At 67.0% G+C, this 25,270-nt stretch carries 16 protein-coding genes; 6 read left to right on the top strand and 10 right to left on the bottom strand.

All coding sequences use genetic code 11. The features are described 5' to 3' along the window. Positions 1-141: 141 nt before the first annotated feature. The 3 genes from CP977_RS00845 (at position 142) to CP977_RS00855 (ending at position 3,685) form a co-directional block, all read left to right on the top strand. The gene (locus CP977_RS00845; RefSeq protein ID WP_244412624.1) at positions 142-1,740 is read left to right on the top strand and encodes a Mu transposase C-terminal domain-containing protein; all 1,599 of its coding nucleotides are present in this window, start codon (positions 142-144) and stop codon (positions 1,738-1,740) included. Next, the gene (locus CP977_RS00850; protein ID WP_152369410.1) at positions 1,737-2,513 is read left to right on the top strand and encodes an AAA family ATPase; all 777 of its coding nucleotides are present in this window, start codon (positions 1,737-1,739) and stop codon (positions 2,511-2,513) included. The genes CP977_RS00845 and CP977_RS00850 overlap by 4 nt, the downstream gene beginning before the upstream one ends. A gap of 131 nt (positions 2,514-2,644) precedes the next feature. Continuing rightward, the gene (locus CP977_RS00855) at positions 2,645-3,685 is read left to right on the top strand and encodes a hypothetical protein (protein ID WP_152369411.1); all 1,041 of its coding nucleotides are present in this window, start codon (positions 2,645-2,647) and stop codon (positions 3,683-3,685) included. 64 nt (positions 3,686-3,749) lie between these two features. On the opposite strand, the gene CP977_RS00860 is transcribed toward CP977_RS00855, so the two are convergent. The 4 genes from CP977_RS00860 to CP977_RS00875 all read right to left on the bottom strand — a co-directional run bounded on the left by CP977_RS00860 (position 3,750) and on the right by CP977_RS00875 (position 10,062). After that, positions 3,750-4,412 carry a hypothetical protein gene (locus CP977_RS00860; RefSeq protein WP_152369412.1) on the bottom strand — a complete coding sequence of 221 codons (663 nt, stop codon included), beginning with the start codon at positions 4,410-4,412 and terminating at the stop codon, positions 3,750-3,752. Positions 4,413-5,043: 631 nt separating this feature from the next. Beyond that, positions 5,044-7,050: a hypothetical protein gene (locus tag CP977_RS35165; protein WP_152369413.1), complete on the bottom strand. Its 2,007-nt coding sequence runs from the start codon at positions 7,048-7,050 to the stop codon at positions 5,044-5,046. Between the two features lie 265 nt (positions 7,051-7,315). Then, a complete protein-coding gene (locus tag CP977_RS00870) occupies positions 7,316-9,391 on the bottom strand; it encodes a hypothetical protein (protein WP_152369414.1) in 2,076 nt (691 codons plus the stop codon). Further along, positions 9,391-10,062 carry a hypothetical protein gene (locus CP977_RS00875; RefSeq protein WP_152369415.1) on the bottom strand — a complete coding sequence of 224 codons (672 nt, stop codon included), beginning with the start codon at positions 10,060-10,062 and terminating at the stop codon, positions 9,391-9,393. Before CP977_RS00875 ends, CP977_RS00870 begins: the two co-directional genes overlap by 1 nt. 212 nt (positions 10,063-10,274) lie before the next feature. Here CP977_RS00875 and CP977_RS00880 point away from each other — a divergent pair, with 212 nt between their 5' ends. Both CP977_RS00880 and CP977_RS00885 read left to right on the top strand, forming a co-directional pair. Then, positions 10,275-14,801 carry an AAA family ATPase gene (locus tag CP977_RS00880; protein WP_152369416.1) on the top strand — a complete coding sequence of 1,509 codons (4,527 nt, stop codon included), beginning with the start codon at positions 10,275-10,277 and terminating at the stop codon, positions 14,799-14,801. Between the two features lie 19 nt (positions 14,802-14,820). After that, complete coding sequence (locus tag CP977_RS00885; RefSeq protein ID WP_152369417.1) at positions 14,821-15,675, top strand: serine peptidase; 855 nt, start codon at positions 14,821-14,823, stop codon at positions 15,673-15,675. Positions 15,676-15,945: 270 nt separating this feature from the next. Here CP977_RS00885 and CP977_RS00890 read toward each other — a convergent pair whose 3' ends face one another. The 6 genes from CP977_RS00890 to CP977_RS00915 form a co-directional block, all read right to left on the bottom strand. Continuing rightward, the gene (locus tag CP977_RS00890) at positions 15,946-17,421 is read right to left on the bottom strand and encodes a Wadjet anti-phage system protein JetD domain-containing protein (protein WP_152369418.1); all 1,476 of its coding nucleotides are present in this window, start codon (positions 17,419-17,421) and stop codon (positions 15,946-15,948) included. Beyond that, entirely contained in the window at positions 17,414-20,485 is a 3,072-nt protein-coding gene (locus tag CP977_RS00895; protein ID WP_152369419.1) for a coiled-coil domain-containing protein, read from the bottom strand. Before CP977_RS00895 ends, CP977_RS00890 begins: the two co-directional genes overlap by 8 nt. Further along, on the bottom strand, positions 20,482-21,132 hold the full coding sequence (locus tag CP977_RS00900; RefSeq protein ID WP_152369420.1) for a hypothetical protein: 651 nt from the start codon (positions 21,130-21,132) through the stop codon (positions 20,482-20,484). The genes CP977_RS00895 and CP977_RS00900 overlap by 4 nt, the downstream gene beginning before the upstream one ends. A 4-nt stretch (positions 21,133-21,136) precedes the next feature. Next, positions 21,137-21,703 (bottom strand): hypothetical protein, encoded by a 567-nt coding sequence (locus tag CP977_RS00905; protein WP_152369421.1) that lies wholly within the window; start codon positions 21,701-21,703, stop codon positions 21,137-21,139. Then, positions 21,700-22,950 (bottom strand): hypothetical protein, encoded by a 1,251-nt coding sequence (locus CP977_RS00910; protein WP_244412625.1) that lies wholly within the window; start codon positions 22,948-22,950, stop codon positions 21,700-21,702. The genes CP977_RS00905 and CP977_RS00910 overlap by 4 nt, the downstream gene beginning before the upstream one ends. A gap of 401 nt (positions 22,951-23,351) precedes the next feature. Next, positions 23,352-24,842 carry a NaeI family type II restriction endonuclease gene (locus tag CP977_RS00915; RefSeq protein WP_152369423.1) on the bottom strand — a complete coding sequence of 497 codons (1,491 nt, stop codon included), beginning with the start codon at positions 24,840-24,842 and terminating at the stop codon, positions 23,352-23,354. 190 nt (positions 24,843-25,032) lie between these two features. On the opposite strand from CP977_RS00915, the gene CP977_RS00920 reads away from it, so the two are divergent. After that, positions 25,033-25,245: a hypothetical protein gene (locus CP977_RS00920; protein WP_152369424.1), complete on the top strand. Its 213-nt coding sequence runs from the start codon at positions 25,033-25,035 to the stop codon at positions 25,243-25,245. Positions 25,246-25,270 lie beyond the last annotated feature (25 nt).

Below are 25,270 nucleotides of genomic sequence, written 5' to 3' on the forward strand. Positions count from 1 at the left end.
TGCTGGTGCGGCGACGGCGTTGTGGCAGGTCCGCATCTGGTCACTCGTATCTGAGCACCCCGTCTTTTCCGCCCTCCAGGTCTGGCACACCACGTCGCTGACCTTTTTGTGTTGATTTACTTGTCTGAAGGGAGCAGAACCGTGAGCGATTCCACGACGGACAGCGCAGACTGTGCCCTCACGCCCGTCTTCACTGCCGGAACGGGACGGCTGGCCTCGATGCCACGGCTGATGGCGCTGGACCAGCAGGGCCAGCTGACCAGCGCGCACGTGCGACTGGTTGCCGCCGCCGTCGGCCGGTCGGAACGGACGGTCTGGCGCTGGGTCAAAGAGGCACGAGCCACCGGCCAGACAGAGGCGAAGCGTCGGCCGCGGTTCACTGTCACCCCCGAGATCCGCAGGCTGCTGGCTCTGTGGGGAGGCAACGCCTCGGCTGTCCTGCGCGAACTGAAACAGCGGGCCGCCACCGACCCCCGGCAGCCCGAGGTCCCTTCCCTTGCGACCCTGCACCAGGCACTGCGGCGGGACCTGACACCTGGCGACCGGGCCGGCCTGGCCCGGGGGGAGGCTGCCCGGCGGGCGTTCGATGTGTTCGGGCAGCGGCCGCCCGGAAACCGCAACGAGGCATGGGAGGGCGACCACAAGTGCGTGCCCGTCAAGGTGTGGGTCGAGGACGAACTCATGCAGCCGTGTCTGACGTGGTTCATCGACTGCGCCAGGAAGGTCATCATGGGCTGGGCCGTGACGCCCCATGCGGCCAGCAGGGACGCGGTGCTGGCGGCGCTGCGCACAGCGCTGGACCGCAGCGATCCGTTCGGACCGGCCGGCGGGCTGCCCGGTCTCGTCCGGGTGGACCGCGGCAAGGAGTTCCTGTGCGCACCCGTGACCTTGGCGTTGGGTGCCTTCGCCGTGCCGGTCGTCGACCTGCCCGCCTACAGCCCGCATCTGAAGGGCACCATCGAAGCGCTCAACGACTCGGTCGAGGAGATGCTGTTCGTCTCCATGCCGCGCTACACCAGCCAGCAGAAGCTCACCGGAGGGCGCACCGCGGATCCCGACGAGCCCGCCCTCACCTTCGAGGCGTTCGTGGGGCTGCTGCAGGAGTGGGTGCGGTGGTGGAACTACGAGCATAAGCCCGACAAGCTGAAGGGTCTCACCCCCATGGAGGCATGGCGGGCCGACCCCACTCCTCTGTATGACGTGCCCGCCCAGCAGCTGGCCCACTTCGGGCTCGAGGACGACGGGAAAACCCGCGTCATCACCACCCGCGGTGTGCAGTGGCGCAACCACGCCTACATCGGCCCCTGGATGGTCGGCATGGGCGGCAACCGCGTCGCGGTGCGCCACCTCCCCCACCACGACGCGTCCATCGAGGTCTTCGCTCTCGACGGCACCTATCTCGGCAGTGCTGTCCTGGCCGAGCAGGCCAGCCGAGAGCAGGTCCGTGCCGTGCGTAATGTCCGCAAGGCCAAGGAACGGCGGCTCCGTGCGGACCTGAAGGCCGCCGCCCGGTTGCGGCGTGACCGGTACGAGGCCGTCACCTCGGCCACCCCTCCCCGGCGTCTTGGAGCCCTGACCGAGGCGGAAGCCGAAGCTGAGCTGGCCGGGGAATCCACCGCTGCCCTGCGGCGTGCTGATCCCGGCTACATCCCGCACACTGCGGTCCCTGACGGCTGGGCCCGGCCGGTGCCCGCAGACCCGCCTCCGCCCGAGGAGAGCCCCCTTGAGGAGGGCGAATGATCGACAGCCTGGACTACTACGGAACCCTCCCCTCCGAGAAGGAGGACCACTTCCACCGGCTGAACGCGCACCTGGTGGCCACGGACACCCTCATGACGACCCTCGACAACGTCAAGGCGACGATCGAGGACAAGGGCATGATGGTCGCCTACGGAGCTGCCGGTTGCGGCAAGACGATGTCAGTGAACTCCGCCCTGCGGCAAGTGGCTCCCGACATCACCTACCGCCTCGAGCTGCGGTCGGGCCCCACCCCCCGCGACATCCGGCACGGCCTGTTCCGCGCCTTGGCGCTGGCCGGTGAACCGCCCACCCGCCCAATCGAGTTCGACACGCTCCTCAAAGACGCGCTGTCGGAGAAGTTCCGGGTCCTGGTGTGCGACGAAGCGCAGTGGATGGGACGCAGTTCGTTCGAGTACTGGCGTCACCTGTGGGATGACCGGCGCACCGACATGGCGCTGATCTTCGCCGGGGGAGACAACTGCTACAAGGTCCTCAAGCGCGAGCCGATGCTGGCATCGCGGATCTACATCTGGCAGAAGTTCACACGCATGCCCGAGGACGAGGTCGTCATCACTCTCCCGGCGTTCCACTCCCTCTGGGAGGGGACCGACCGCAAAACGATCCTGGGTATCGACCGCGCAGCGGCCCACGGCAACTTCCGCAATTGGGCCACTATCACCAAGCATCTGATGCGGGGCATGCGGCAGAAGGGACTAACCGAGATCAACCAGGACCTCGTCAACTGGGTCTACAGCAAGCTCGACGGCATGTAGCGCCGGGTTGGTTACCGGCTCCTGTCCGCCACAGGTGGCGGGCCGGCGCCGGTAGTCGTGCAGAAGACCGCCCGTACAGCGGTAGGCGGCATGGTGGCCCGGTGGGCGTGATGGGCAGAGATGGGAGCAGGGTGATCGCAACAGGCTATGGCGATGTGACCGTGGTGGTGGACGAGGAGGACGACCTGTTCTACACGCAGGCCGCGCTCGCTGCGCACTGCCCCGGCCGGGGCCGCATCACGGTTCATCCGACGCCGGCCAGTGGCCATCCGGCGGCGCTGGCGCACGACATGCTGTATGCCCTGGGCAAGCGGCTGGCTCCAGGACCTCACTCCCCCGACGGGTGGCTGGACTCGGTGGGCGAGGCGTGGCGCGCGGCGGCCGCCTGGGCGCAGGCGACCGCGGTACGCCATGTGCTGGTTTCCCGTGTCCACCTGCTGACGCCCCGGCGGATCGACCAGCTGCTTGCCTGGCGTACGACAACGGGGGTGCAGCTGACGCTGCTGTGGCAGGGCAAGGAGTGCAAGCTCCCGCCGGTGCTGGGAGGGGTGGAGCGCCGTCTGCGCGGCAGGGACAGCTTTGAGGCCCTCCTTGCCGAGCCGGGACCGATCCCCGCGCGTCCGTCCTTTTCTCCCGGAGAGCCGATCGCGTGCAGGCCTGGTGTCACGGCGGTGGCGGGGGTTTCCAGACGGTCGTCTGCGCGGCTGGTACGGGGGCCTGCGTCGGCGGGGCGAGGGCGGCCGGCTGCTGACTGTGGCGGCGTGGCGGCATATCTGGGGCACGTTGTGCCTGCGATCGCCGTCGGTGGGCAGAGCACAGCGATCGTGTCGGCTCTCGCGCATCCGCTCGCTGCCGGGGCGCTGAGCGTGCTGGCCTTCACCCGGGTCGGTCTCGGCAGTCTGCGCTGGACTCGCGAGGTCGATATCACCGGCGACGTGTCTGCCATCAAGGTTCACGGCGTCGCGCACCGGTCGTGTGCCGTGTACACGGTCCCGGACTGGGCCCGGCCGCTGCTGGCCGCCGCCCAGGCCCACCACCGGCTGGGTTCTCATCGCACGGGAGAAGGTGTGTTCGCCCCCGTGCTGCGGGCTGAGGCGCGTCATCTGCGCACCCACGCTGCACGTCTGCCTCGTCTCGGTCTGACCGTGCTGGCCGACAACCTCGTTCCTTGATTGGTGAGGCAGCTGGCTCAGGTGGGAAAGGCCCAGGTGAGGCAGAGGCGTGGGCGGGGGTTGGTCAGTCTCGGCCGGCGGCTTCCTTCTCAACTGCCATCCAGCTCCAACTCCTTCCGTCCATGAACCGGTTGTCTTCGAACAGGATGTTCCACCCGTTCATCCAGTCGCCATGAGCATGGTTTCTGGCCTGGCACGAGCAGGTACATCGCGGAGTCTGTGCGTTCCGGCACCGCCAGTTGCACGCCTCAAGTGCGTTGTATTCACGTCCGACTGATACCCGTCGATGGCGTTTGAGGAGGATGTCGACGAGCTGGAGGAAGTGATCGTCGGACACAGTCCAGCACGTGTGTTTCCCTCCCTCCCATGTCGGGCGCACGTTCTTGGCGAGCAGTTCCTTGATGATCTCCTCATGGTCCGCTTCGCTGACGCTCGGCAGCCAGTAACCCATGCGGCGCCGGGCGAAGAGAACGATCGACGGGTAGCTCTCTTCTTCCCATCGGGGGAACCAGGCGGGCATTTGCATGGGAGGTCCCGCCAGCTTGTGCTGGATTGCGGTCCTCTTGGTGAGACGGCGCTGGACTCCATCGGGTGTCATACCGGATGCCCAGCAGGTATCAGACTGGCCCGGTGCCGCATGGATGAAAATCTTCTGCCAGCTCGCGGACGTTTTCGTCTGCGAGCCGCACACAAAGCACGTGAACGACGAAGCGTATCTGTGCCCCACGCGCTCCCCCTTCCCCTTCAGCTCATATCTGAGCCGATCTGTGTCAGCAGCCTCATCCTCCCCCCTCAGGTCTGGTCTGTGCAGCCGCGCTCGACAGAATTCTCCTCTCTCCCACAGCAGCATCGGTGGTCACCCAGTGCTTTCAGAAGCGCATGCCGCTCTCAGCCGGGTCGGTCTCGGCAGTCTGCGCTGGACTCGCAACCTGGCCATCACCGGCGACGTGCCTGCCGTCAAGGTCAACGGCATCGCGCACCGGCCGTGTGTCTTGCACACGGCCCCAAACCGGATCCGGTCGCTGCTGGCCATTGCGCGAGTCCTGGACTCGCCACGGATGCCTGAAGGCGTTCCATGTCTGGCAGCGCCCGCCCAGTGCAACGTGCGACGGCTTCCCGGGGGGGATCTCGCCGTCGGTGTGCTTTCTCGCCTCGGCGCACGTGATGCGCCGGTCTCGGTGACGGCGTCGAGCACGCCAGTGAACTTGCAGTGGTCAGCTGATCGGTGTCCTCAACCTCGCGGGGTCGATCGCCACCGTTCGCGCCGCTGGTAAGCATCTACGCTGGTCAGGGCCCGGGGAGCAGGTGGCTGTCGACAGATTCGGTCAGGACCTGTGGCGTCTCTCCCCCGGCAGGGATTACCGGGTTTGGGAGGGTGTGGCACGGCCGATGGGCAGCACTCCGATGATGATGAGGCGGGGGAGCTCGGTGGGGCTGCGGGCATGCAGGGTGGTCCAGACTCGGTCTTTGACATGGGAGGAGCCGCCGCTGTGGTTGCTGTGGTCGCCGACGAGGAGCAGGGCGAAGGGCACGCTGGTTGCGGTGTAGGTGGCGGTCTGAGCGAGGTAGGCGGTCTGGACTTCGCTGTGTGTGAAGGGGGTGGTGCGGCGTTTGACTTCGATGGGGAAGCGCATGCCGGGCCGGGGTTCGTACTCCAGGTCGCTGCGTCCGCCACCGCGGTCGGGCTGTTCGCGATGGATGGTGCCCTGGGGGAAGGCGGCGACGAGGTCGCGGTGATAGTCGTCTTGTAGTGCTTTTTCGGGCCAGAATCGCGTGGGGTGGCCTGGTGGGGGCGGTCCGAGGTAGGCGGTGCTGTCGCCGTAGAGGTTGGGCGTGGCATCGAAACGCAGGTAGAGGAACTTTAAGAAGTGCTCGACTAGTCCGGCCAGGTAGCCGTCGGTGGGATGGGTGAAGGCAGGATGCTTCTTGAGCTGGCCGAGCAGGGTATCGAGATGTTTGTCGAAGAGATGGCTTTCGTGACGGGCGGAGGCCTGCCGGCGCTGGATGAGGTTGCGTTCGAGGCTGTCGAAGAGAAGCGGGTCGGGGTTCGTGCTGGTGAGCAGGTCGTGTAGCTGCGGATAGCCAGGCAGTGGGTTGTCTTGTTCGAGGCTGGGTGGCGGAGTTTTGGGGCTAGGGGCTCCGAAGCTGTTGATGCTTTCCTCTGCGGCTTGGTGGAGGGTGGTGGCGTCGGGGTGGTGGGCGAAGTCGTGCTTGAGGGCCTGGCGCAGGTGGTGGAGCAGGCCGGCGTGACGGGTGAAGGCGTCCACGACGACGGGATGGATGAGGGCGTGGAGACCGGAGGTCGGGCCCGAGGTGTGTACGGCGCGGCTGGCGCTGTAGATGTCGAGGACGTCGGTGAGGGTGCGTGCGGCTTCGTACCAGCTGGGCTCTGCGAGGTGGGCTGCGGCGCGATGGAGGCGGGCAGTGAGCCGGAACCAGGCGGCTTGGGCGGTGCCGCGGGCGGTGAGCCAGGGGATGTCGCCGAGGCGGGCGGTCCATGCCTGGTGGTGGGCGGTGGCGTGCTGCAGATGGTGGAGGGCGGTGTCGAGCTGGTGGGGGCGGTTGGGGGTGAAGGTGAGCACTGCCTGGGTGGCGGCTAGCCAGGCCCTGGCGTCGGGTCGGGCTTCCGACTGTTCGATCACGTGGCGTAGGCGCAGAACAGCGTGGTCTAGGCAGGCTTGGGCCTGGGGGCCGTCGGCGGCCTCGGTGGCCTTCTTGATCTGGGCAATGGCGAGTTCGAAGCACACGTCGGCGTGCAGTGGGGCGGGGAGGGCTGCGTGGTTCTCGAGCCGGGTCAGGGCTGTCAGCAGGGCTGGGTCGTCGAAGTGGCTGTGGGCGACGCCGAGAAGCACGGGAAGCATTTCCAGGGCGTCATAGGGTTCCGTGGCGTCCAGGTCGGTCAGGATCAGCAGGAATTGGTGAGGGTTGCAGCGGCCGGTGATGGCCAGGTGGAGCAGCCCTGCCAGTGCGGGCCGGGCGAGGTGAGGGTTGGCCTGTGCGCTGAGTGCGGCTTCTGCGTGGCTGGCGAGTAGGCGGCTGAGGCGTTTGGGCTCCATGGCCTGCAGCAGGGCAGCGTGGTTGCAGAGGGTGTCGAGGGTCTCAGCCAGGGTCCAGGCGCTGTGGGGGTGGGCGAGCCCGTGCTGGAGAGCCTGGGTGATCGGGGTGAAGGTGTGTCCGGGGTGGGCCGTGAGTGAGTGCGCGGTGGCTGTGGCCAGGATGCCTAGGAGGGGCCCGCTGGCCAGGTGGGCGGCTTCGGCGGCGACGGCCGCCGGGCCGCCGAGGTCGTCCAGACTGGGTCCGTTTTCCAGTTGGATGTCGGTGGCTGTGCGGCTCCATGCGGCAAGTGTGTGTTCTACGGCCGACACGGTTTCTGCCTTCGGAAGGGTGGCATGGGGCTGACGGGGTGGGCGGGCTAAGGGCTGTCCCGTAACTCAAGGTGAAGGCCAGCGCGTCACCACAGGCAGATCCGTTTGTCCGGCTGCGCCCCGACTCGCGGCCTCATCTGGAACCGGGCCATGCAGGTCGAACCGGACACTGGCAGGCGGTAGCTGGAGTTACGGGACAGCCTTTAGGTCGTCTGTTCCGGCTCTTGCCGGGCTCGCGGCGTCCGGCTGTTCCGAAAGAAGCGACCTAGAAGAGGTGGGAGTGGGGGGAGGTGATGATCCTTTCTGTGGGAAGGATGCCGTCGACCATGGCGGGCTGGGCGGTAGTGAGGACGATCTGCAGTCGGGTCATCTCCTGGGCAACTGCGTGGAGTTCACTCACCAGTCGGCGCCCGTCGTCGATGGTGGTCTCCGCGGTTCCGATGGCGTCCACGAGTAGCAGTCCGGGATGACCGATGGTGCCGCGCCGGCTGCCGACGCGTAGGAGCGCGATGACGGTGGCGAGTCGCATGCGCAGCCGGTCACCTGGGGGAAGCCTGCTGAAGGACATTCTCACCCCCGCTTTGACGGCGGTGATGCGTCCGGTCCGGTGTAGTTGGACGGAGTTCAGGTTCGCTACGCCGAAGCGTGCGGCGAGGTCTCGGATCTCTTGATCGAGCTCGGCAAACAGGGCGCTGCCGGAGCGTTCGACGCATTGGAGTAGTTGCTTGTGGACGGACTGCAGGATGGCGGCGTCGGGGTTGTGATGGCCGCTGGTGGAGGGTTGAGGGCCTGTTGCTTCGAGCTTGCCTTCCAGCGTTGCGATCGTTTTTTCTGTCTGGCTCAGTTGAGTGTGGAGCTGGGATGCGCTGGCGGTCTGCTGTACGAGCTGGGTGGCTTTGAGGTGGGCTTGGCGGGTGCGGAATTCCTTGCGCCGGGCCTGGGTGAGGGCATTGCTGACTTGCTTCTCGTCCTCTTCAGCGCGGGCGAGCTGTCGGGCGAGGTCAGCCAGTTCGGCTTCTACCGCGCGGGGATCGGCGTTGTCTGCTTCGGGTAGGGGTCGGGTGCAGGAGCGGCAGATGCCGTCGGTCAGCTCGTTCTTTTTGCGTTCGGGCCCCAGATCGCGCTGACAGCGGCCGCAGCAGTTGATCTCCGCCAAGCCCATGATCTGTTGGGCTCGGTGCGTCTCCAGTGCGTCCAGGTGACGCGCCTTGGCGTGGAGCCGTGTTTCCTTGGCCAGGTCTGCGGCCTCGGTGGCGCGCTCGACCTGCCGGATGGCGGCCTTCCATGCCTGGGTGGCTTCTTGCTGCTTGTCCCGTCGGGAGGCGAGCTGGATGAGGGGATCCTGGCGGCGCAGTTCGGCGGCGGCTCGCCGCTGTGTGCGCAGTTCCCGCTCCCACTGTGCGCGCTCATTACTGCGTGTCCGGGCGGTTTCTTCAGCCCGGCGCCGCGCTAGGCGGTCCTGCTTCTCCCGTTGCCGGATGGCCACCTCCACACGGGAGAGGGTGGCGGTGTAGGGGACGTCGATGAACAGCTCTAGCAGTTGTCCGGGGAGGCCTGCCGTGGTGACGTCACCGAAGAGCAGGTTGGCTCCGCCCAGGTTGAGATAGAGGGCGCCGAAGTAGGATGCCCAGCCGTGTGTATGGGCTGCGCCCTCGCCGTCGTCGCCGGCGGTTTCACCCCACACCATGGTGGGTTCCAGTCCCAGGTCGCCGCGCATCACCGCGTCGATGAGTGCGGTGATCTCAGCCTGGCCGGTCGCGGTGCCAAGCAGTTGCTGGGTGTTGTCGGGCAGGTCGTCGAGTTCTTCTGGGGTGGCGCAGGCCCGGATGGTGCAGCGGGGCCTGCGTGGGTCGGCGGTGTCCAGCACGATCCGCAGTGCTCGGTGTCCGGTACTGACGTCTGCTTCGATGCGGTGGACCCAGGTGCGTACGTCTTCGGGTAGCTGGCGCGGGGCGCCGCGTAGCGGCCAGACCGCGAACTCCAGGCAGCTGGTTTTTCCGACGTTGTTGGCCGGGTGGGTGATCGCCCATACTCCGATGGTGAACTCCTGGTGCCAGGTGAGGATTTCACCGCCTGGTTTGATGCCGTCGACGCTTACCCGCCCCAGGTGCAGGTGCCTGCTTGCGGCCAGCGGGCTGGACAGCTGCACTCCTGTCTGCCGCAGGACAGCCTCTACCTCTTCGTTGCTGTGTCCGGTGCATTCGGCTGCTGCGGTGATGATTTCGCTGGGGGCTGGCACCCCTGCGGCCAGCGCTGCTGCCCACTGTTGTTGACGAGGCGTGGGCACATGGGCGGTCATGCCCGCAGGCTGGTCCGTGCAGAAGAGCTGTTGCTGCTGCATCACCGGCTCCTTACCGCGCCGGGTGGGCGCAACTGTTCCAGGCGCTCGCGTGCCTGGTCGGCGATGGATGCGATGTAGGAGCCGATGGGGGTGTCGGCATAGTCGCGCTGAAGGTACTGGCGAGACTTGACGGCGCTGGGCCCCAGTCCTTTGACGAGGCCTACCACTGTTCTGGTGCGGTCGACGTACCAGTGCAGATGGGGTTCCTCGCGCACGATGGTGTCGGCTACCTCCCGGCCTCGTTCGCGCAGGTAATAGTCGTGCTGGCCTACCTGATCACCTCGCGGAGTGTGCCGTTTGGCCACCATGCTCCTTTCGATCAGCATGCCCAGTGCCTCGTCCATCTGCTCGAAAGCGCCGAAGCGGTGGCGCAGCATCGGGTAGCGGCGCACATCAGGCTCGTCCGAGGACAGGATGTCCTGGGCCAGCCGCCAGAGGGCCGGGTCGTCGGGGTAGGCCTCGAACTCGGTCAGCAGCTCCCAGGCCAGGAAGTCGGGGCAGCGCACCCAGAAGTCGAGCTTTTGCAGGAGCACCTGGGTCCGAACCCATCCGACGGCGTCTGCGGGCGCGCGGGCATCCATGGGGACGGGTTCGGCTGCGGTCGCGATCAGCAGGAGCAGCCGTACAGCGTTTTGCCAGCGGCTGGCTCGCCGTGGTCCGGCTGTTTCCATGGCTGGTTAGCCAATCGTGTCGTTTTGCGCAGTGTCCAACTGTCGTCACACGCCAGGGTGAGATTCCGCCTGCCGCTCCCCCGCAGGTGTGCATCACTGACGTGAGGCTTACTGTCTCCTGCGGCAGGCCTCCTGATGGGGCTGGGTCGGTTCGGAGCCTTCGGCCGGGATCCTAGGATTGAGTTCGGGGTTTGGGGAGGCGGAGGTAGCGAGTGACGCAGGTCCTTGTTGTCGGTGTGGGTGACTTCAAGGGGGATGACGAGGATGATGACGCAGATCCTCTGGCTCCTTCGAACACGTTGGAGGGGCTTCCTTCTGTGGCGCCGGCCGTTGCCGGCTTGACCGTTCAGCTTGCCAAGACACCCGGGCTGAACGTGCTGGGCGGTCAGGCCTCGCTTGATCCCGACTCCGACACGCTCACGTGTCTGTGGAGAGGGGCTCTTCGGCAGGCCCAGGCGAGTGCGGGCGCCGAGGCCCTCATCGTGCACTTCGCGGGGCACGGGGTGGCCGGACCGGGCGGTCAGACGTTGTTCCTGGCATCGCGGGAGACGACGCGGAGGGATCTGCCATGGACGGCTGCGCAAGTCGGAACGTGGCTGGCTGAGGCCGAAGCGGTGGAGGATGGACCGCCGGTATTGCTCTTGTTGGATGTGTGCGGGGCGGGCAGGGCCGTGGTGCAGCAGCTCCTGGACGGAATCAGGGCCGAGGACCGGCGTGCTTGGGTGATCGCGGCGTGCGCCCCTGACGAGAAGACGTATCAGGCACGGTTCACGGTGGCAGCCGGCATGGTTTTGGAGCGGTTGCGTGAGGGGCGGCTGGACATCTCTCCCGCTGTCGAGCATGTACCGGTGGAGACGCTGGCGCGTGAGATCGACCGTGAGCTCGCCCGGTCGGCGGTTGTTGAGGGCCTGCCGTCGCAGAGTGTGCTGCGGACGGCCCATCCGGAGGCCCGTGCGCCGGTGCCGCCCTTCCTTCTCAACCCTTCCTACCGGGCCACGGCCGGCGGTCAGTTCCGCCAGACTGTCGACCTGGGGCTGTGGCAGTTTGCGACCGCGGTGGACCCCGCGCTCGACCCGCTGCATTTCATCTCACGTGCGTCGGGAACCCCGCAGCAGCAGGACATCGCGCAGGGCTGCTTCTTCACCGGGCGCGACGAACAACTGGGGGCCATCAAGCGGTGGCTGGAAGGGCCCAGCGAGCAAACCCTGATGATCGTCACCGGCAGCCCCGGCTCGGGAAAGTCCGCGCTGCTCGGTGTGGTGGCCTGTCTGGCCCACGCTCAGCTGCGTGAGGTGTCCCGGCAGGTTGCCGGCGCGGTAGGGCGGGATGTCAGGCCTGAGCTGGATCCCGATCTGGTGGCGGTTCACGCCCGGCAGCGGGGGCCCTCCGAGGTTCTGGCATCGATTGCCGCCCAGCTTGGGCTGGCGACAGACCCCGGGCGGGGCTGGAGCGCTACGGCTCTGCTGAACCGAATCACTGACCATTGCCGCCGCCCTGTGACCATCGTGGTGGACGCCCTGGACGAAGCGTCCTTGGACACGGCACTGGTAGAGGTACTGAGAGAGCTGTCGCGCGGACGCCGGCGGTTTGACAAGGAGGATCCCCACAGGGACCTGGTGCTGTGCCGGGTGTTGGTGGGAACGCGGCCGTGGTGGGACAGGTATGCGGAACTGCTCGAGGACCTGGCCGACAACGAACAGCTCGCCCGTCTGGACAACAGCCTGCCATGGGGGAAAAAGTACGTCTCCCTGATCAAGGAGCTGTCAGCCAGTGGGCTGCTGGTTGATCTGGACAGCATCTCGGCCGAGCAGCGGACGGCAGAGCTGACCGGCTACGTCTGCGACGTGCTGGAGACGTCTCGGACCTACAGTGGGCCTGGCACTGCCGAGGTCCGCAAGGCCACTGCCCGTGCGGTCGCACAGCAGCTGGGGTTGCGCCACAGGTCCGGAGCGTTCCTGCTCGCCTCGCTGTTCGCGCACTACCTCGTCCATCAGGAAACAGCCCCGAGTGTTGAGGAAGTGGTCAAGAAGGTTCCGGCAAGTCTGCCGGCGATGCTGGATCTGCACCTGGACGTCCTGCAGCAGGAGCATCCCGCCATGTCCGCCGTGCTTGCGGCCGTGGCCCACGGATACGGGCAGGGCATGCCGCTCGAAGTGGTACACAGCGTTGTGCGGGCATTCGTGGCACCGGACTGCAAGGCGCCGGACCTGGACGATGTACGCAAAGCGCTGTCCGCAGCATCGTTCTACCTGCGGTTCAGTACCGATACCGACGGCCAGCGGTTGTACCGCTTCTACCACCAGAGCCTTGTAGACCATCTGCGCACCGCTCACGAGCGAGTGAAGCGTAGGGACATCTTCACGCGTGTTCTCGACACGGTTCCCGGCCCTGCCGAGGTGACCGCCCGCAGGTTCGGGCTGGCCCTCCCCTACGTGCTGCGGCATGCCGCTCAGCACGCCGTGGATGCCCGAGCCCTCGATGAACTGCTGCTGTCCGCCTCTTACCTCGTGTTCTGCGACCCGCTGTTGCTCCAGGAGCACACACAAGGCCGCACGGTGCGCGGGCGGATCGCAACCCTGATGAGCCGTGCTGCGCTGTCGGCCGTACACGAACCGTGGCAGCGGCGCGAGTGGCTCAGGAACACGGCGACGGTATGGGGTGAGAGGTGGCTCGTCGAGGCGCTCGACGCGCTGGAGGAGCCCACAGCACAGCGTCCGCGGGCAGCAATGCTGGAGTTCGTTTGGGGCACGGCCGAGGCACCACCCGACAACACCGAGCTCGCCCATGTGGGAAATGTCGACCCGGTCCTCGTGCGGTGCTCGCAGCGATGGCTGGCTGCCGGCGAGACCTACGCTGGGCAACTGGCGGTGTGGGACGTCCGTATGGGTGCTTTCCTCTTCTTTCTCCATATGCCGAACGACGCCCTGCCGGACATGCTGTGCGGCGCATACGGGGTCTTCGGCGCGCTCGTAGCGGAGGGGACGCCTGACGGCCATGTCAGGGTGTGGGACGTCAACACCGGGCAGGTGGAGATCACCATAGAGACAGACGTGGCTCCCCTCTCTGCGCTCGGCATTGTCGTGCAGCACGGCAGGGCGCTCGTCGTAGTCTGCGGTGGCGGCGAGGTCACCGCATACGACATGGAGGGCTCCAGGGTTGCTTCCCTGGACGTGATCGCCGACTGGCTGTCTGGGCTGGAGGCCGACGGGGACGTGGAAGACCTGTTCGAGCCCGACATGGACATCGAGGGCTACGACTGCACCGCAGTCGGCGCCACCGTACTGGATGGGGCTGAAGTCTATGTGGCCGGTGCTGTCGACGGCACCGTCCACATCTGGGACGCAGAGGGCAAGAAGCACGTCGTATGGGCAGGAGGACAAAAGCCCATCACCAGCCTGCAGATCCTCACCGGTGACGGCGGGCCGTTCGTCGTCACGGGCGCCGAGGACGGCAACCGGGTGTGGGATCTGCGAACCGGGGACTCACGGTTGCTGGAGGGCGTCGAGACGGTCGCCTCCGGAGCGGTGACGCTTCACGACGGCATTCCGTCCTTCGCGTATTTCAAGCAGGGCACCGAGCTCCTTGTGCAGCCGCTCGACAGTGGTCCGGTGAGGCCTGATGGTGTGTGCCGACTGCCGCGAGGGCTTGATCGAGTCGATGCCCTGGCCACGGACGGCACACGCTGGGCAGCGGTGGGGCTGATGACCAGCAGGTCGTCCTCAAGGGTGAGGACCGTCCTGCTCTCCCAGCATGTCCACGGCGGCAAGACATCACTGCTGCCGACCACCAGGCATGACTTCCTCGTGGAGTGCGTCGCCGTAGCCAGGGCGGTCAGCCACGGGTGGCTTCCCGCTGTCAGCGTGGACGAAGGGGGCACTCTCATCGTCTGGGATGCGCTGACGGGCAGAAGGGTCTGGGTGCGGCAAGGCGTGAGCGTCAGCGCCCTCGAGGTGGGGCGCCTGGGCAAGAGGAATGTCATCTTCCTGAGTCGGGGCCGTGGCAGCAAGAGCAGGATCGAGTTTCTGGATGCTGCCAGCGGGAGGCCGGTCCGCAAATCGTTTTCACCACGTGACACGGTTCAGCAGCTGTTCGTCGATGATACGAGCAAGGTCACCAGAGTCGTCGTACACACCTTTGCTGAGATCTACACGATCGGTTTGAAGGAAGACGAGCCGGAACGGACGCTGTACAAAGAAAAGGACCTCAGGGTGGGCATGGCAGATTGCTCTGCCTGGAGGCGGGACGGCAACAACGACGTCGTGGCCGTCGCTGTTACGAAGTCTCGGAGCGTCGGCTCGGATTGGGAATTTGACAGGATCCTGTCCGTGTACTCCACAACCGGCGTCAGGCGTGTCCTGGCCCAGGACACGCAAGAGCTGGCCGCCCTGGAGATCGGCCGGTGGGGCGACCAGGATGCCGTCGTCTGCGGTGACGAGGCCGGTTTCATCGGGGTGCTGTGCCTGGAAACCGGGCGGGAGCTGGCGCACTTCCAAGCCCATAAGGAAGGCGTGTGGTCCGTGGCGTTCGTCAGGAGGGGCGAAGTACCTCTCCTGGTTTCCTCGGGTGAGGACCATCGTGTCCGCGTCTGGGATCCTCGGGATCCTGGCGTAGTACAGGAAGAGATTGTCTTCCCTGACAGCCTTGGGATCATCGCCGTCAGCGAGGCGGGCGTCTTCGCCGGGTTCGGCACTCGGGTGGCGTTCTTCACCTGGTCGGAGCTGGCCGACCAGACAGACTGAGCAGGAGAACGGGAAGCTGATGGGTCGCATTGTGGTCGTCCATGGGGTGCGCAACTACAAGAAGGGGCTGACGCCGGAACAAGCGGCGGCCAAGCTCGCCGGCCGCTGGCAGGATTACCTGGCGGCCGGATACAAGGACGCCGGCCTGGACCACCTGAAGGTTCCTGCGATCACGGCCGCTTACTACGCCCATACCCTGCGCGCAGCCGAGGGGCAGGGATCCGTCGACGGGCTCGACCAGCTCTCCCCGGCCCAGCAGCAGGCGACCGTGGAATGGCTGCGTGTGGTGGGCATGCCGACCGATCCGGCGGAAGGCCAGTCGTGGGGCGGTATGCCGGTGCGTCAGGCAATCGACCTCGTCGCACGCAGGCGGGGTATCACCGCCCAGTTCCTGGGCCGGATCGCGGTGGCGCTCATGCCTGAGGTCTACAGCTACCTCGCCTCCCCCGACCGCCGGCGCCGGGCCCGGGAAGAAGTCGCCCGGACGATCGAGCAGAGCGGCGCGAAGGTCGTCGTGGCCCACTCTCTCGGGTCGGTCGTCACCTACGAAGCCCTGCACGCCCATCCCGGTCTCGGAGTCGAGGTCCTGGTCACGGTCGGCTCTCCGCTCGGAGTACCCGGGGCCGTTTTCGACATGCTGGATCCGGCGCCCGACACGTCCGGCAACGGAACACGCCCCCCGGGCATTCGGCACTGGGCCAACATCGCCGAGGCCGGTGACCTGGTAGCGCTCCCCCGCCGCCTGGGCGACCGCTTCCCCGTCGACTCACACCATGAAGCCCACATGTCGACCGTTGACTTCCACACCCTCGACACCTACCTCGCCAGCGGTCTCACCGCGTCCGCGCTCGCCCCCCACTGCGACACGCTGTAGTCCGACCGGCTCACGATGCCCGTCGTCTACCAGGCCGGACGGCCCGGTGCAGGCGAGGTCAAGGACGTTCCGCTGAGAAGGTAACGCGTGGGGCGAGGGTGCTCCGGCTGCTGGTGGGACGGTGCGCAGCTGGTCGGGCGTGATCGCGGCACAAGGGCGGTGCAACGTTTGGGACGTTCTGAGTGCCGGTGACCGAGCTGTCGCTCCTGGTTCTGCGTGTGAAGCTGTGCGCGATGGTTCACGGATGGGCTGGGATAGTTGCGGATGCCCTCATGCCTCACTTGCCCCGGATCCGTGCTGCGTTCCTCGCGCTTGGTTCCGTGCCGTGCCACCCGGGGCAGACAGGAGCACAGCTTCCAACAGACTTGGAAGCGCAGGCAGGACTTCGTCGTAAAGGGTCTCCTGCTCGCAGCCTTCACCTCCAGCACGGGCGATCTCTCCGGCCAGGTCTCGCAGAGCCGGCACGGCTTCTTGGGCGAGCTGGCTTGCCAGCTCGCGGTTCCCGGCGAGCTTCTCCGGGGGCTGGATGTATTTGACGCCGGCCTGGTAGAGGTCGACGGTCATGGCGACAGGGGTGACCGGCCTTCCGACGCGGTCGGCAAGGTTGCTGATGATGCGGATGCCGTGGGCGTCGAGGTCGCCCCATGCCACGAGAGGGAGCCAGTCGAGGGTGCGCAGGAGTTCGATGAGGCCGTTAGTCGCGTAGCCCTTGCCCCAGACGCACAGCCAGGTGTCGGTGATCTCGGGGATCTTGCAGATCTGTTCGAAGGTGTCCTCGTTCTCGACGATGAAGACGCCTCGGGCGTTGCAGGAGATCATGCCGAGGGCCTGGACGCCGCGGGCGGGGAGCGCGAGCCAGGGGTCGCAGGCTGCTGTGTCGGCGATGACGGTGCCGACGCGCCACTGGAGAGGGCCACGGATGCGCAGGTCGGTGTCGGCTTTGTCGACGGCCTGGTCAAAGGGGACGCCGATGAGGTTGGAGAAGGCCTGCTGCCGTGCGGGGGTCCATGTGCTCTTGGTGTCGCGGAGGCTGCGGCCGGCAAGTTCCTTTGCGGTGATCCTGCGGGGTTGGCTCTGGGCTGGCCACCAGGTGCTGGCGGCCCGGACAGCGAGTTCGTAGACGCGCCAGTCCTCGGCTCGGGTGGCCGTCTCCGCGGGGACCTTCAGGACGCGGCCGGGTGGCGTGTTGGCCAGCAGGGTGTGTTCGTTGGCGAGTTGTGGGATGCCTGACATCAGCTGGAGCAGGTCGCGATGGAGGTCTTCTGGGCGGGACCGGCCTTTGAGTTCGGCGAGTTTGTCCTCGGCGAGCTCGGCCCATGAGTGGGTCAGGGTCCAGGAGCGGGGGCTGTAGCCGGTGACGTTGACGACGTCGCAGCGCAGGATGACGGCGCCGCAGCGGATGAGATCGACGGTGGTTTGCCAGGCGTTGTCTCCGAGGTCGGCCTCGATGGTGGACCAGCGCTTGGTGCTTCTCGTCTCCAGGACTTTGGCCAGCTGCCGGGGTGTCAGGGCGGGGGGCGGGTCGTACGGGCTGACCGGGTGGTCGGCGACGAGGTCGACCTGGCGGGGCTTGACGCGTTGCTTGCGGTCCTTGGGGACGCGTACCTGGATGGTGTCGTCGCCGTCCTTGACGACGCGGGGCAGGGTGACCGCGGTGATACCTGCGGGCAGATCTCGCAGCGGTACGGTTTCACGGCCGTGTGCTTCGCCGATGAGGAGTGCAGGGCGGGGGGCGGGGTCAGGCATGGGCGCGTCCTGCGGTAATCCAGTCTTCGGTGAGTTGGGTGCGTTCGCCGTTGCTGTCGAAGGCCCAGACGCTGGTGGGCTGGTTCGTGATGTCGGTGGCTGATGCGTGGGTAAACCAGAGCAGCTCGCCGCAGACGTCTGCGGCGTCGGCCAGGACGCTGTCCTGGCAGGTGCCGAGGATGGTCAGGTGCTGGTCTCGGGCGACGTCGCGCAGGGCTGCAAGCACGTCTTTCCGGTTGGTCTCGCCGAGGCTGTTGCCGAGTTCGTCGAGGATCAGCACGCGTCCACGGCTCTGGTTGTCGGCGAGGAGGGCTGCGAGGACGAGCTGGATGGCGTGCACCTTGACCTGGGCGCTGTTGGCGTTCTCCCGGTAGGAGACGTATCCGCCGTTGCGGGAGCGCTTCCAGCGTGGGGTGACTTGCCAGTGCCAGTCGCTGGCTCCTTGTGGGCGGACGCTGTGGTGTTCGAGCTTGGCTCCGTAGCCTTCGCTGCTCAGGTCGAGGTCGTTGAAGGCTGCGCCGATCTGGGTGAGGAGGCTCTCGAGGTGGTTCTCGATCATGTCCTGGAGGGTCTCCAGTGTGTTGTTGCGCGTGGCGGCGCCTTCGGTGAGTTCGTCGATCGCCTGTCCACGGGTCTGACGGTCGCGGGTGATGCGTGCCGCAGCCACCTCGTCCTGATCTCGATGGCCCGCCAGGCGGTTCTCCAGCGGGAAGGCCGCGTCGGCGAAGGAGCGCACCGGCAGTTCCCCGGGATCGGCCTCGGCCAGAGACCGTGTGGTCCTCTCGCCTTCGCGCAGGTCTTCGCCCACGTCCGCGCCGGGGGCGCCGTCTACACCGTAATGCTCGTACGCGCGGCGCAGCGCGTACTCTGCCTGCCGGCGCAGTGCGGCGGGCCGAGCGGCTTGGGCCTGGTCGGGAATGTCGGCGAGTTGGCGGATCGCCGCATCGAGTGTTGCGCCCCACAGGTTCTGCCATTGCGGTGCGGCTGCCTTGGTGCGCTGGCGTTCAAGGGCGGTGAGTGTGCTGCGGCGGTCTCTGAGTTCCTTTTTGGCGACGTCCAGTTCGAGCTTGGCGGTGGCGAGGCCCTGCTCGTGGCCATGCTGTTCGCCCCAGGCGTGCTCCCAGACTTCCTGGAGTTGTTCCTCGGTTCGCTTGGCTTTGACGAGTCGGGCGTCGACCTTGTCGACGTCTGTCTGGAGTCGGTTTTCCTCTGCCTTCAGTTGGGCGAGCTTCTCGGCGGCTTGGGCAGCTGTGTGCTGCGTTTGGGCCAGGGTGACACCAGCAGAGGTGGCCATAAGTGCGTTGGCGGCCTCTGTCGCTCGCGTCTTGGCTTCGGCGAGTTGTCTGCGTGCCTGCTGCAGCCGGGTTTCGCGTCCGGCCAGCGGGGCGGTGAAGCCGCCTGTGACGGTCAGGGCCAGTGCCCGGTCGTGGACGTCGGCACCGTCGGCGGTGGGGGCGAAGCGCTCCTGAAGAACCGTCAGGAAACGCGTCAGGTTCAGGCTGCTGCGGATTCCCTCGGGCAGCGGTCCCCGCTGGGGGTCGCAGATGACGATCTGGGTTCCGGGCAGGATGGTGTGCAGGAGTGCTCGAGCCCGGTCCTCGTGGTGGGGCTGGATCACGACGGCATCGTTCCAGGGGGCGAGGCGTGGTTCCCAGAAAGGCCGGGCGGTCTCATCCAGGTCGAGCTGGTCGAGCAGACCGTGGGCGGGGATGCCGTGCTCGCTCAGCAGGTCGATGGCGCGGCCGGCCGTCCCGCAGCGGCCTTGCTCGACGTCGTGCAGGTACTCCTCAGCGCGGGTGACGGCGGCCTCGGCAGCCTCATATGCCTGTTCCGTCTTGACGTGCTTGCGCTGGCTCAGTTGTAGGCGGTCGGCGGTGGTGGTCGTGTCGCTTCCGTCCCAGTCGTGGATCTGGGGCAGCAGGGTGGAACGCTCTTCGAGCAGAACTGCGCATCGGGTCTTGAACTCGGTCAGCTTCTGTGTGAGTTCGCGGCTGATCTGCTGAGCGTCCGACCAGTTCTGTTTGGCCTGGCGTTCCTTATCGGCGAGGTCGGTCGCGGATCTGAGCGTGCTGACGCGGTCGGCGGCTTTCCGTTCGGCGGCCTCGGCGGCCTCGGCAGCTTCCTGTGCTGCTCGAATGTCCGCGGCAATGCTCTCGTCGAGGGCGTAGGCCTCACGGTAGGACGCTGCGAGGTAGCGCTGCCATGCCGTACGGCCGTCTTCAAGGCTGTCACGGGAGGCTTGACGGGCGCGTACTGCTCCCATCACCTGCTCTTCGACGAGCAGCTGTTTGTCGTGTTCCCCTTGGGCTTTGTCAAGGTTGATCTGGTCTTCCAGTGCCTGGCCGCGCAATCTGTATTCCTCGTCCAGCAGATGGCTCATGCCTGACAGGGCGATCAGGGACCGGCCGATGGCGTGGGGTTCCATCTCTGTCAGCTGCTGGCTGAGCAGCGAGGGTGCTGGCGGGCGCAGTGCGGTGTCGAGGTAGGTGAGGCAGCGGGGGGCGGTGCCGTAGAGCGTGTCGGACATGGCGCGGGCGGAGAGCAGTCGGCGTGTGCCCAGGGCACGCCACAGGTCGTCGGCCTGCATGCTTCGTTCGTGGTCGGTGGTGGCATCGGCGAGGTGCATGCCTTCGGTCCAGTTGGCCTGCAGGTAGGGCGCGGTGGTGGCGATGCGGATCCAGACGGTCAAGGGGTCGGTGCTGGGGTGGGCGGGGTGGGCGAAAACGCCGACGATGTACCCGTGGTCGACCGGGGATGCCCGGTGGGTCTGGTCGACTCCAGCGGCGTCGGGATGGAACAGGATGCCGCTGGCGGGTCGCCCGCCGTTGGTGTCCAGGCGCCATTGCGGGTCGGCCAGCAGCAGGGAGACGGCGATGAGGAAGCTGGTCTTCCCTGAGCCGTTGGAGTCCTCCTTGGGTCCGAGGCCGGAGACCGCGATGAACGTCTCGGGGACGATCGGGACGGCATGCGAGGTGAGCCTGGCAATGTCGAAGGTCTGTACGGCGACGAGCTGGCGGTCACCGACGATGCCCCGTGGCAGGTCGGAGGCAGGCGGGGCGGTCATGGCGTGTCCTGTGTCTCACGGTCGGTGACGGTGGCTGGCGGTGCCGGGCGGAAGGCACGGCGGCGTCGGATCGATTCGGCGAGGGGGCCGGTGGGGTCGGCCAGCAGGATGAGTTCCTCGAACAGCTGGCTGCCCGCGGGCTTCGTCAGACGCAGGAACTGGTGGCCCAGGACGTAGCCGGTCTTCGTGGGGCGGACCAGGTCGGCGTCGACCAGGCGCTGCAGAGCGCTGGTGATGACTCCGTCGGGCACCTGGCAGCCTTTGAGTTCGTGCACAGGAACAGGGGTGCCGCGGGTCCAGGGCTGGTCGGGCACCGTGGTGCCCGATGCCTGGGGAATGGCGACGCTGTGCAGCAGGACCAGGGTGAGGACCGCGCGGTCGTCGCGCGGCAGGATGCCGATGCCTTCGTGTACCAGGCGTTGCCTGATGTCGTCGTCGTAGCCGGAGAGATAGCCGCCGGCGACGGCGAGCAGGGTACGTCCGGATGCGGCCAGAACCTGTTCCACGACAACCCTCAGCGGAGTTTCCGCGAGCGCGCGGTAGTGGGCGGGGCGGACCGGCAGCATGGCGGTCTCTACAGCGCAGACCGCAGCGCGTACGTCCGCCCGCCGATTGTGGGGCAGTGCGTCCAGTGCCGGTATGTCCACCGTGTCACTCCTTTCCCGGGCCGGGCAGGACGTCGTAGCCGCTGCGGAGTTCGGCAACGTCACGCTCGGACCACAGCGCGGCCATGGGGCCGAGGCGGATCGTGCCGTCGCCCTTGTCCGGGGCAAGGTAGCCGCAGGCCCGCAGGAAACGCACGGCGATGAAGAAATGCGACGTGCGGCCCAGTGCGGCGATTCCCTCCCGGGGAGCGAGAGTGTCGTTGAACGGGACCAGGGTGGCGATGATGTCGTCCTGTCTGGCGGTATGCCCCGGATACAAGGGCTGACTGGGGTCGGGCCAGCAATGGCGGATACAGGCAGCGAGGGTGACCAGACGGAAAGCCGTCGCAGGACGGCGCACATCGCTGTCGTCCAGGCAGCCGTTGGCCGGTTCGACGTCGGAAGCGAAGGCAAGCATCAGTTCACGGGCTTCGCCGGCGGTGACGACGTCGGCCAGGCGGCGTTCCACATCGTCGACGGCGCCGCGCAGTTGGGCGAGTTCTGCGCAGTCGGTGGGGACCGGGAAAGTACGCAGGGCCCGGGCACGTGCCAACAGGTAGGGGTGGTCATTCATGAGGGATCTGCCGGTGTGCTCTCACTGTCGTCATCGTGGTCGTGCATGTCTTGGGGGCCGTCGGGGAGCCGGTAAACGGCCATGGGTGAGGCGTAGGTGACAGGGCCGGAGGGATCCACCATGACCTGGCGGGAGATGTGAAGCATGAACGGCAGGTCCGGGTCGGCCGCGACGCGCAGCAGGTCGACAACGTGTCGAACCGCTGTCCGCCAGGGCAGGGCGCGCAGTTCCTCGGTGAGGTCGGCTTCGGCCCGGCCTCCCATGAGCAGGGTCACTGCGGCTTCGCGTCGCTCCCGTGCGCGGGCGGCCCTGGCCCGCGCGGTCTCGACCGGGTCCGGACCCGGCGGCCTGGCGGGAGGCCGTGGCAGTCGCTGCCGCGGTGGCGGGGGCTGGTGGTCGGCGGCGGCGGTGAGGACTTGGCCGACGGTGATGTCCACACGAGGCGGGTCGAAGACGGTCGCGGCGAACACGCTTGCCAGCGCGTCGACAGGAGCCCGCCGGGCAGCGGTCAGATACTGCTCGGGCAGCAGCATGCTGAAGTCACGACGGGTGGTGGCCTGACGCATGAGGCGGTCATGGAACTCCTGAACGGCCGCCGTATAGCGCAGTGCCTCCTGGATCAGGCGAGTGTCGGCCGGACGCAGAGCGGGGTAGCGCTCGGCGATGGCGCGGACGACGTGCTTCGCCTCTTGGATCGAGGCGGCATGGGCGTGATGGTGACGTTGGCCGAATAGTTCCTCGATGGGCCTGGTCCGTACGAGCCTCAGCAGGTGGTTGGTGTAGTTGGCCAGGCTGCGCCGGACTTTGGCGATCTTCGCGGCGAGGTCCGCCTCGGTCAGGGAACCGTTCAGGATGCCTTCACGAGTCCGGTCCAGAAGCATCGTGATCTCGTGGACCCCACCGGCCTCCCCCAGCCGCTCGTAGACCAAGAGCGCCGCGCCGCTGGTCGGGTTGAAGACGTACCGCTGGTCATGAGCCTTCTGGCGTAGCGGCTCCAGCAACTGGAGCTTGGTGAAGACGTGGAAGCGTGCATCGAACTCTTCGACGGAGGCCACCGACACGCAGGCCTGGGCGATCTCCGCGCGGCTGAGACCGTTCTCGGAGCCGGAGTCACCGAACACGTCACGGATCGCCTCGGCAATGCGCAGCGCCACCGGGTCGTTGGTCACCGCGCCGGCCGTGGCAGCCACCGGCGCGATGAACGGCGATATGTGCTGCAGACCATCGGCGCTGTCCTCCTGCTGCACAGAGAACAGATCAGGTTGATCCCGCAAGCGCCCCCCACTCCCCTGCCCCGTACGGATCGAACAAGCATGACTGCCGATGGCGTCAACGCGCCTGAAAACGAGCCAACCTGTACTTGATCATTGAAAAGCGGCATACCCAGCCCGAGGTCACACGCTCGTCGCAGCCGACAACACCCGCCGAACAAGCAGCAGGCCGTCATCGGCCCCCGCCTCGTCACGGCATCGGGCAGCCTGATTCAGGGCGGCCCGGAACGACTGCAAGACACCAGCGAGTCCATTGCGAAAGCCACCCTCGGGTGAACGGTCACCGTCGCCGACAGCGGTGGCCAGGCACTGGTTTCGCTCCATTGGCCTCGCGGCGGCATACCCCCTCGAACAGCGTCTAGGGGCGGGCCGAGCCGCTAGAGAACCACCGGTACGGCTTCGTCAGGATCGTTAGGGGCCGCGACTCTCCACTGCTCGCCGTTGATCTCGGCGACCGGGGCTTCGGCCTCGTCGGGACGCCGGCGGGTGACCCTGACGCTTATCCATTGTCCCGGCCCCGGCTGAGGAAGCCCCAGCGCTGCCGCGACCCGTCGCTGGTTGTCGTACGGCCCGAGGAGGAGAATCCCTTCGGCCAGCAGGTCCCTTCTGGCCTGGCGTACTCGTTTCGCGGAGTCCTGGGTCATCGCCACGGCGCTGACAGCGCCACGGTCGATCAGCCGGCCCTGCACAACCCGGAAGAGGTTGTTGATGCGGCGCTGGGGATGCCTCGCGGACGCATCGTCTGCAGGGGCCAGGACCTGGGACAAGGTTTCCGGGTCGAGGTGGAGGAGGGTGTTCTCCGGCAGGGCGGCGTCCTTCACGAGCCATTGGATCGCGGCTTTGCCCGCGGCCGACAAGGCCGCTTTCCCGTCTCGGTTGGATGTGCGGTTGTTGAGGTGCTCGGGTGCGACGTCCAGGACGCCCAGGCTCCAGCGGGACTCGTTCTCGTCGACGCGCATGAAAAGGCATACACGCCCCACCTTCTCCGGTCCCAGCACCCAGGTGGGGGTCCAGGTGAAACACAGCGGCACCTGACGCATGCCACGGTCCGCACCGTGCCCGGTCAGCCCCCATCCTCCCCACAGATGGTGCGCCACCCTGTCGCCCAGGTAGGCCTTCTCGGTCCTTCCCAGCGAGGCAATGTCGTAGCGGCCGGTCCGCTCGCCGTCCAGCACGCTGTCAAAGGCCGCTCTCACCGAGGAGGCGGTGCGTTGCTGGAAGTCGGGTAGCCGGCTGAGGAAGGCGGTGACCTTTTCCAGGTCCGGGCTGTCGTTGTGCTGTGGCAAGCCGGCGGTGGTGGGCGTCGTTGCTGCAGCCGGGACGGTGGGTGTGGCCACAGGAATCTGATGTGCAGGGCGAGAGGGACGGGAGTCCAGCTTCCCGTTGGTGCGGGATGACGAAGAGGCATGCGGGGGCGGAGGTGCCGGGCGAGCCTGCGCGGCAAGCAGCTCATGGGCTGCGGCAAGTTTCTTCTCGGCTCGCTCGGCTCTGTTCCGCAGCCGTTCCACCTTCTTGCGCAGTATGTTGAGCTCGGCCAGGGCCTCCAGAAGCTGCCGGTCTACTATCACCGGCTGCTTGGCGGGGGCGGAGGCGCTGATCGCGGCGGCGCCACGGGCACCTGCCAGGAGCTCGGTGACCAGTGCCGTCATCTGTGCTCGACGGCCTTCTTCCACGCAGATGTCGATGACAGCGTGAATCAGGTGGGGCTCGTTTTGCAGCCCTACGCCTCGCAGGCGCTTCGACAGCGTCTGATGGCCGTAGGACAGCGGACCGTCGGGGTACTCGGCCCGAATCTTCCGCGACAGTCCGCGCAGTCCGATGCCGCTCGCGTCGATCTCCTCGCGCAGGAGAACGACGATGCTGCGCATTTGAGGGCTCAGATCTTCGATCGGTGCCCACGGGCGCCCCCGCCTGCCTTCGCTTCCCACTCACTCCCCCACTTTGTTCTCCTCAGTATGGCATTTGATTCGCGTGATCAAAGGATCAAGGCTCCAGTTCGCCCGCCTCACCCGGCACGCTGCGTATGTCACCTAAACACCAGTACAGCCAAGGAAACTGATGCGTCATACCTACGTGAACCTCTGCGCCCTCGGCCTCATCGTCGGAGCGGCAGTGGCTTTGATCGCCCTGGGCCTTCCCTCCGAGCAGATCATCGCCGTCAGCACGGCCGCGGGAGTCCTCTACACCGCCTGGCACCAGGCGAACAACCGAACGTCTCCGCGTGAGCAAGACGTCCCCCGCGCGAACGACGGACAGCAGGATCCTTCCTGAGACGGGGCGGAGCCACCGCTTCCGC

Origin of the sequence: Streptomyces cinereoruber (assembly GCF_009299385.1) — a bacterium.
GTDB lineage: Bacteria > Actinomycetota > Actinomycetes > Streptomycetales > Streptomycetaceae > Streptomyces > Streptomyces bikiniensis.

Bases quoted from the DNA above. Each gene is read 5' to 3' on its own strand.
- CP977_RS00895 (WP_152369419.1), bottom strand. From the start codon at position 20,485: ATGACCGCCCCGCCTGCCTCCGACCTGCCACGGGGCATCGTCGGTGAC.
- CP977_RS00875 (WP_152369415.1), bottom strand. From the start codon at position 10,062: ATGGAAACAGCCGGACCACGGCGAGCCAGCCGCTGGCAAAACGCTGTA.
- CP977_RS00915 (WP_152369423.1), bottom strand. From the start codon at position 24,842: ATGCGCAGCATCGTCGTTCTCCTGCGCGAGGAGATCGACGCGAGCGGC.
- CP977_RS00850 (WP_152369410.1), top strand. From the start codon at position 1,737: ATGATCGACAGCCTGGACTACTACGGAACCCTCCCCTCCGAGAAGGAG.
- CP977_RS00920 (WP_152369424.1), top strand. From the start codon at position 25,033: ATGCGTCATACCTACGTGAACCTCTGCGCCCTCGGCCTCATCGTCGGA.
- CP977_RS00905 (WP_152369421.1), bottom strand. From the start codon at position 21,703: ATGAATGACCACCCCTACCTGTTGGCACGTGCCCGGGCCCTGCGTACT.
- CP977_RS00885 (WP_152369417.1), top strand. From the start codon at position 14,821: ATGGGTCGCATTGTGGTCGTCCATGGGGTGCGCAACTACAAGAAGGGG.
- CP977_RS00890 (WP_152369418.1), bottom strand. From the start codon at position 17,421: ATGCCTGACCCCGCCCCCCGCCCTGCACTCCTCATCGGCGAAGCACAC.
- CP977_RS00870 (WP_152369414.1), bottom strand. From the start codon at position 9,391: ATGCAGCAGCAACAGCTCTTCTGCACGGACCAGCCTGCGGGCATGACC.